General features: G+C 36.4%; 8 protein-coding genes. 5 read left to right on the top strand and 3 right to left on the bottom strand.

Annotation, left to right across the window (positions count from 1 at the left end):
* Window positions 1-84: 84 nt before the first annotated feature.
* The 3 genes from ACE1ET_RS03370 to ACE1ET_RS03360 form a co-directional block, all read right to left on the bottom strand.
* Complete coding sequence (locus ACE1ET_RS03370; RefSeq protein ID WP_375726951.1) at window positions 85-1,023, bottom strand: SPFH domain-containing protein; 939 nt, start codon at window positions 1,021-1,023, stop codon at window positions 85-87.
* A 34-nt stretch (window positions 1,024-1,057) separates the two neighbouring features.
* Window positions 1,058-1,507: an NfeD family protein gene (locus ACE1ET_RS03365; protein WP_375726950.1), complete on the bottom strand. Its 450-nt coding sequence runs from the start codon at window positions 1,505-1,507 to the stop codon at window positions 1,058-1,060.
* 145 nt (window positions 1,508-1,652) lie between these two features.
* Window positions 1,653-2,225, bottom strand: a complete 573-nt coding sequence (locus tag ACE1ET_RS03360; protein WP_375726949.1) for a DNA-3-methyladenine glycosylase I — start codon at window positions 2,223-2,225, stop codon at window positions 1,653-1,655.
* Between the two features lie 135 nt (window positions 2,226-2,360).
* Between ACE1ET_RS03360 and ACE1ET_RS03355 the strand changes: the two genes are divergently transcribed.
* From ACE1ET_RS03355 to ACE1ET_RS03335, 5 genes are all read left to right on the top strand, one after another.
* Complete coding sequence (locus tag ACE1ET_RS03355) at window positions 2,361-2,828, top strand: superoxide dismutase [Ni] (RefSeq protein WP_375726948.1); 468 nt, start codon at window positions 2,361-2,363, stop codon at window positions 2,826-2,828.
* 47 nt (window positions 2,829-2,875) lie between these two features.
* The gene (locus tag ACE1ET_RS03350) at window positions 2,876-3,532 is read left to right on the top strand and encodes a peroxiredoxin (RefSeq protein ID WP_375726947.1); all 657 of its coding nucleotides are present in this window, start codon (window positions 2,876-2,878) and stop codon (window positions 3,530-3,532) included.
* A gap of 124 nt (window positions 3,533-3,656) precedes the next feature.
* Window positions 3,657-4,550 carry a hypothetical protein gene (locus ACE1ET_RS03345; protein WP_375726946.1) on the top strand — a complete coding sequence of 298 codons (894 nt, stop codon included), beginning with the start codon at window positions 3,657-3,659 and terminating at the stop codon, window positions 4,548-4,550.
* A gap of 153 nt (window positions 4,551-4,703) precedes the next feature.
* Window positions 4,704-5,456 (top strand): YebC/PmpR family DNA-binding transcriptional regulator, encoded by a 753-nt coding sequence (locus tag ACE1ET_RS03340; RefSeq protein ID WP_375726945.1) that lies wholly within the window; start codon window positions 4,704-4,706, stop codon window positions 5,454-5,456.
* A gap of 43 nt (window positions 5,457-5,499) precedes the next feature.
* Window positions 5,500-6,531 carry a DHH family phosphoesterase gene (locus ACE1ET_RS03335; RefSeq protein ID WP_375726944.1) on the top strand — a complete coding sequence of 344 codons (1,032 nt, stop codon included), beginning with the start codon at window positions 5,500-5,502 and terminating at the stop codon, window positions 6,529-6,531.
* The last annotated feature ends 140 nt before the right edge of the window (window positions 6,532-6,671 follow it).

The raw sequence follows: 6,671 nt of genomic DNA, 5'->3' as shown, positions 1-6,671 counted from the left end.
TTGCAAGAAATACTCACAACTCAATTAATTATTTTAATTTAGTCAATAAACTGTAACGCTTATTTAGGACTAGTCACTTCAGTTTTATTTTTTAGTTACTTTTTCAAGCACCGATGTTGCCGTAGCAACAATTCCTGAAACATCAGTCAGGTTATTAGGAAGAATAATAGTATTACTTTCCTTAGCCAGCTTGCCGAATTCTCCCAGATACTGTTCGGCAATCCTCAGGTTTACAGCATCAATACCATTTTCTGATCCGATGGCATCTGCTATCTGACGAAGTCCCATTGCCGTTGCAACTGCCACTTTTTCAATTTCTGCAGCACGACCTTCAGCTTCGTTAATACGCTTCTGCTTTTCACCTTCAGAACGTTTGATAAGCTCCTGTTTGTCACCTTCTGCCACGTTAATCTTGGCCTGCTTCTGACCTTCGGACTCAGCGATTAATGCGCGTTTTTCACGTTCTGCACGCATTTGTTTTTCCATGGCATCTTTAATACTCTGAGGGGGAACAATATTTTTGAGTTCATATCGCGTAACTTTTACACCCCATGGATCAGATGCTTTATCTACTGCTTCAACAATATTGGTGTTAATGAGATCGCGTTCTTCAAATGTTTTATCCAGTTCCATTTTACCAATTATACTACGCATGGTGGTTTGTGCAATCTGGATTGAAGCAAATCTGTAGTCGTCTATACCATATGAGGCTTTTGAAGGATCGATAACCTGCAGATAGAGAATCCCGTCAACTTCCACAGCAATGTTATCCTTGGTAATACAAATCTGTGATGCCACATCAATGGCTTGTTCTTTTAACGTGTGTTTATAGGCAACTTTATCTATAAATGGAATAAGGACGTTAAAACCTGCCTGTAGGGTTATCCTGAATTTCCCCAGCCTTTCAATAATAAAAGCAGAACGTTGCGGAACAATTTTAATGGTGGAAAAGAAAATAATAATGGCAAGAATGACCAAAGCAATCAGTATGATTGTTGATCCGGAAATTTGAACTAAAAACATGATAAATTGAGTTTAAGGTTAATACTTATGCTGTTTAATTGTTTTTTACAATTAAGGTAATACTGTCCTTGTCTACGATGGTAAGGTTGTCATCTTTTTTTACATCACTGTCGCAGACTGCGGACCAGGATGTTCCTTTAAAAATAACTTTTCCTTTCTGCCCTTTTTTAAAGCTGGTTTCAGCAATTGCTTTTTTCCCTATAAACTCGTCTTCAAGTGTAACATCTTTATCTCCGGCTTTATCAAAGAATTTGCGTTTAAGCCAACGTCTTAATGCAAGCAGAAGAACGACAGAGGAGATGACAAAGACCAGTATCTGAACATTGATATCAATATCAAAAACATAGCTGGCAATTGCCGTAATGATGGCTCCGGCACCAAAAAAAATGACAAAGATTCCCGGAATCGCCAGTTCCAGAAGCAATAAAACAATCCCAATCAGAAACCAGATAATGTGTGGTTGCAATAGTGTTTGTAAATCCATTTTAGTTAAAGGGTTAAAAGATTCTGGATTAAAGATAATTCTTTTTTTAACATTTTGGTTTTTGAAAAGGAAATATTTTGTCTCTTATAGTGTGTTTCCTTACAAAATGTAAACTCAAAAAATAAATTCCGCATGAAAGAGGTAATTAATTAATCTGCTGGCACTCTTTATGCCGGTAACAATCAGTAACATGGTCATTCACCATTCCCGTGGCCTGCATGTGCGCATAAACAACGGTGGAACCTACAAATTTAAACCCACGCTTTTTTAAATCTTTACTTATTTGGTCAGAGAGCTCAGTTTTTGCAGGTATTTCGGATAACGTTTTAAATTGGTTTATAATTGGCTTCCCACCTGTAAATCCCCAGATATAAGTACTGAATGAGCCGAACTCTTCAATCACTTTCAGGTAAGCCTGTGCGTTGGTTACGGCCGCTTTTATTTTAAGTTTATTTCGGATTATTCCGGCATTGTTGATCAGTTCATCTAATTTAGGTTCATCGTACCCGGCAATTTTATAAAAATCAAAATTATCGAATGCTTTTCTAAAGTTATCACGTTTTCTGAGTATTGTTATCCAGCTTAGACCTGCCTGAAACGTTTCCAGTATCAGGAATTCAAATATCTTGTGATCGTCATATATGGGTACACCCCATTCATTATCGTGATATGTAACATATAATTCATCATTTCCGGGCCATGTACAGCGGTTTTTCATTTTGGATCAAATTTTAAATTTCAATGAAACAAAACTACGGAATTTATTGTGGATCAAATAGTATTAATAAATCTTAAATGGCATAAACAAGAATGAGTCTAAATTGTTTTAAAAGCGAACTTATTAATCAGAAATATGATGAAACTAAAACTCTTTTTAACCTCGTTAATTATTCTAGCAGGTTTATCACTTACACAAAAGACTTATGCACACTGTGAAATACCTTGTGGTATTTATGGAGACTCTTTGCGATTTAAAGAGGTTTATGAACACATAACAACGATAGAAAAATCGATGCGTGAAATTGATCGTCTGTCAAAAGAAGACGTCATAAATTATAATCAGATTGTTCGTTGGGTCAATAATAAGGATGACCATGCAAATAAAGTGCAGGATATTGTAGAACAATATTTTTTGCATCAGCGTATCAAAATTAAAGACCCTTCTGAAAGTGAAGCATATCATAAATATACAAATCAATTGGTGTTGCTTCATAAAATGCTGGTTTATGCCATGAAAGCCAAGCAAACCACAGATCTTGCTTATATTAAGCAATTGAATGATACCTGGCATACGTTTGAGCACGCATATTTTGATGAATAAACTATACTCATAAATATTAATAAACTCTCACATTAAATTTTAAAATTATGGAAGAACAATTTTTAAATTCAACAATGATGCCTAGAATCGGCGATGATGCGCCTGATTTTACTGCAGTAACTACTAAAGGTCAGATAAAACTCAGTGATTATGCGAAAGGCAAATGGATTGTGATGTTCTCACACCCGGCCGATTTTACCCCGGTTTGCACAACCGAAATGAGCGGTTTTGCTACGCGTAAAGCCGAGTTTGATGAATTAAATACAGAACTTATAGGTTTAAGTATTGATAGTATTCATGCTCACCTGGCATGGGTTGATAATGTCCGCAAAAATACCGGTGTATATTTCGATTTTCCGATAATTGCAGACCTGGATATGAAAGTATCCAAACTTTATGGCATGTTGCAGCCAAACGAAAGTCAGACAGCTGCCGTACGCGCCGTATTTTTTATTGACCCGAAGAAAAAAATTCGTTTGATCATGTATTATCCGTTGAATGTAGGCCGTAACATGGACGAAATTATCCGTGTATTGAAAGCCCTTCAGACAACAGATAAATTTGGTGTTGCCCTTCCTTTAAACTGGACTCCGGGTGAAAAGGTAATTGTTCCGCCACCAAAAACACTGGATGAAATGGATGCAAGGATTAAAGATGATTCTCTTGAAAAAGTGGATTTCTATCTTGCAAAAAAATCATTGTAAATTATTTCACAATTACATACTTAAAAGCAGTCAGTTTTCTGACTGCTTTTTTTGTCGTTGGTACTTACATGTTTTTTAGGTAACTTAGCAAATGTAATGTAAGACCCCAAAACACCCTGTATTTATGATGAGACGTTTGCCCTCGTTTTCTCTGTTAATAGCTATTTTTTTAACATTAGACGCCTATTGTCAGATTTTAGAGGTTAATTTTAATTCTGTCCCGGATATTATCGCGTCAACGGATTCATCACAAAAGATATTCATTTGCACTACTGAAGAAGATGATATGGCTTCACTTGATCCTGAAACAGGAAACTTTTCTGATTCCGTTGTCGTAAATTATTACAATAATCATTTCATCAATAAAATAGTATACAAAGATTCGGCTTATGCCAATGATACCTATATTGCTGAATTAATGGAAAAGACGAAGGTTTTTCCCGGGTATTATTTTTTAGACAATCTGGGGTACGTCATTTTTAAGGATTATGGAATAAAAAGTTCAGATGAACTTCTTAAAATGGGTGAGGCGGCCAATCAAAGGATTTCAATTGTGTCGCAGGTAAATGCTAAAAAACGTGATTATGAATCCCGTAAAAAAGACAAGATCTTTTTAACGGAACTGATTGAACAGGAAAATGAAATAGGACAAAAGGACAGCGTTGCACTCTATGACCTGCTTTCTTTGACAGGAACGGATGATTATCTGGATATAGAAATAATTAAAGCCATTTTAAATAACGAAGAGAGTATTTATGGCAGCGGTTACCGGTTTATTTCGGAAGCAGATAATAGATTAATGGCCGCAATTATTTGCTGCAGGGAAAAAAATATGAGTATGGATGAAATTATGTATGAAAAAACACTTGAGATCATCCGGATCAATATGGAAATGGCTTTAAATGAAAGAGATGAACAACTGTTTAATGATTGCAAAAATGAACTGAAACGCGTAATGAGCGATAAGGAGAAAGCCGAGAAAATATGTAACAAAGCACATAAAAAGTTCTATCGATAGTTATTTAATTACACATTTTAAAAAAAACGAAAATTTCAAATTATACATATTAAGTACTTTCTCAGTAAAATAAACTATGTTTGACTTTATATTATACGTATTTTTGAAAATTGAATCGATTTTTTATTTTTGCGGAGCTAAAAAAAATAATATATGTCAGGTCATAGTAAATGGTCAACAATTAAGAGGAAGAAAGGCGCATTAGATGCGAAACGTTCCAAAATATTTTCGAGAATATCAAAGGAAATAACCATTGCAGCACGTGAAGGTGGTGGTGCAGATCCTGAAATGAATCCGCGTTTGAGATTAGCAGTACAGAATGCTAAGGCTCAGAATATGCCGAAGGATGTTATTGAAAGGGCCATTAACAAAGCTTCTAAAGATGGAGACTCACTGGTTGAAATGAATTTTGAAGGATACGGACCGGGTGGCGTGGCAATTTTTGTGGAGTGCTTATCCGATAATAACAACCGGACCGTTGGAGCCATCAGGGCTATTTTTACAAAGAAGGGAGGAAGTCTTGGTACAAACGGATCACTCAGCTTTATCTTTGATCGTAAAGGTGTATTTGAATTTCCGAAGCCCGAATCCATAGAAATGGATGATCTGGAGCTGGAAGTAATTGACGCCGGAGCAGAAGATATAGAGAATGAAGGAGATACACTGATAATTACCTGTGCACTTGAAGATTTCGGTCAGTTGAACAAAAAACTGGAAGAACTGGGCATCACTCCTGAAAAGGCTGAACTGCAGAGGATCCCTAACAATACTAAAGAGTTGTCATTGGATGATGCTAAAAAGGTGTTGAGAATGATCGAGGATTTTGAAGACAACGATGATGTTCAAAACGTTTTCCATAATCTTGAGATGACTGATGAACTTGAAAAGGCGTTAAACGAAGAATAAACAAAACCGGGTTTTCCCGGTTTTTTCATATAATTTCAATTTTATGTTCGATAAGAATCAGGTTGGTTTATTAAAAGATCAATTCAGGGAAGGTGAAAAATGGGTTATTATACCGCATCTTAATCCTGATGGGGATGCTATAGGTGCTTCACTGGCCTTTGGTTTATTGCTGGATGATCTTGGAATTGAAAATACGGTCATTGTACCGGATTCTGCACCTGATTTTTTATCTTTTTTGCCCGGAATGGATCGGGTTCTGGTTGGGAAAAAACATCAGGAGCAAGCGGACAGGCTTATTTCGGAAGGAGATGTGGTGTTGTTGCTGGATCATAACGATATTAAACGGAGTGGAAATCTGAGCGAAGCTGTTGTGAAACACTCCGGTCAGAAAATCATGATTGACCATCATCCCGATCCGGTGATTACACCAAACGAAGCTCTCATGTTCTCCCGTGTGAGTGCATCATCTTCCTGTGAACTGTCATATGAAATTATTTGTCAGCTTGGATTTAAGGACAGGATAACCTCTGACATCGCAACAGTACTTATGGCTGGTATGATAACTGATACAGGAGCATTTAGTTACAACTGTTCCAACGACAACTTTTTTATCAATATTGCCGGATTGCTTGAACATGGTGCAGATAAGGATCTGATCATCGATAAAATTTATAACCAGTATTCAGAGGACAGAATGCGGTTGGTGGGTTACCTGATAAACCAAAAAATGGAAGTATTTCCTGAAATAAGAACGGCAATTGTTTCGCTTAACTGGAGCGAAATGCACAAATATAATTTTAAAAAGGGTGATAGTGAGGGTGTTGTAAATATGCCGCTTTCCATTAAAGGTATTGATCTCTCCGTTTTTATTTCGGTTCGCGATGATAAAACCAAATTATCATTCAGATCAAAAGGCAACTTCCCTGCTAATAAAATCGCTTCGACATATTTTTCAGGGGGAGGACATTTAAACGCTGCTGGTGGCAGTAGTGACCTTTCTGTGGAGGACACTGTAAAATACTTTAAATCTCTGTTCTCCGACATCAAAAAACTTATAGATTCAACAGAATTATAATCCGCTTCTACGTATTTCAACATTTGTCCTGAAAATTTTTTATTTTTAGGTAGGGTAAACTGTATGTGTTTCGGTATATAGGTGAAAGTGCCGGAAACAGAAGGGATTAATAGTGATTTCAGCCTTTCAGACGTGTTATA

The sequence above is a fragment of the Quyinboa mangrovi genome (assembly GCF_042219825.1).
Lineage (GTDB): Bacteria > Bacteroidota > Bacteroidia > Bacteroidales > UBA5342 > JBHJHP01.
Note: the sequence above shows the minus strand (reverse complement) of the source record. Positions and strands in the feature narration are given on the sequence as shown.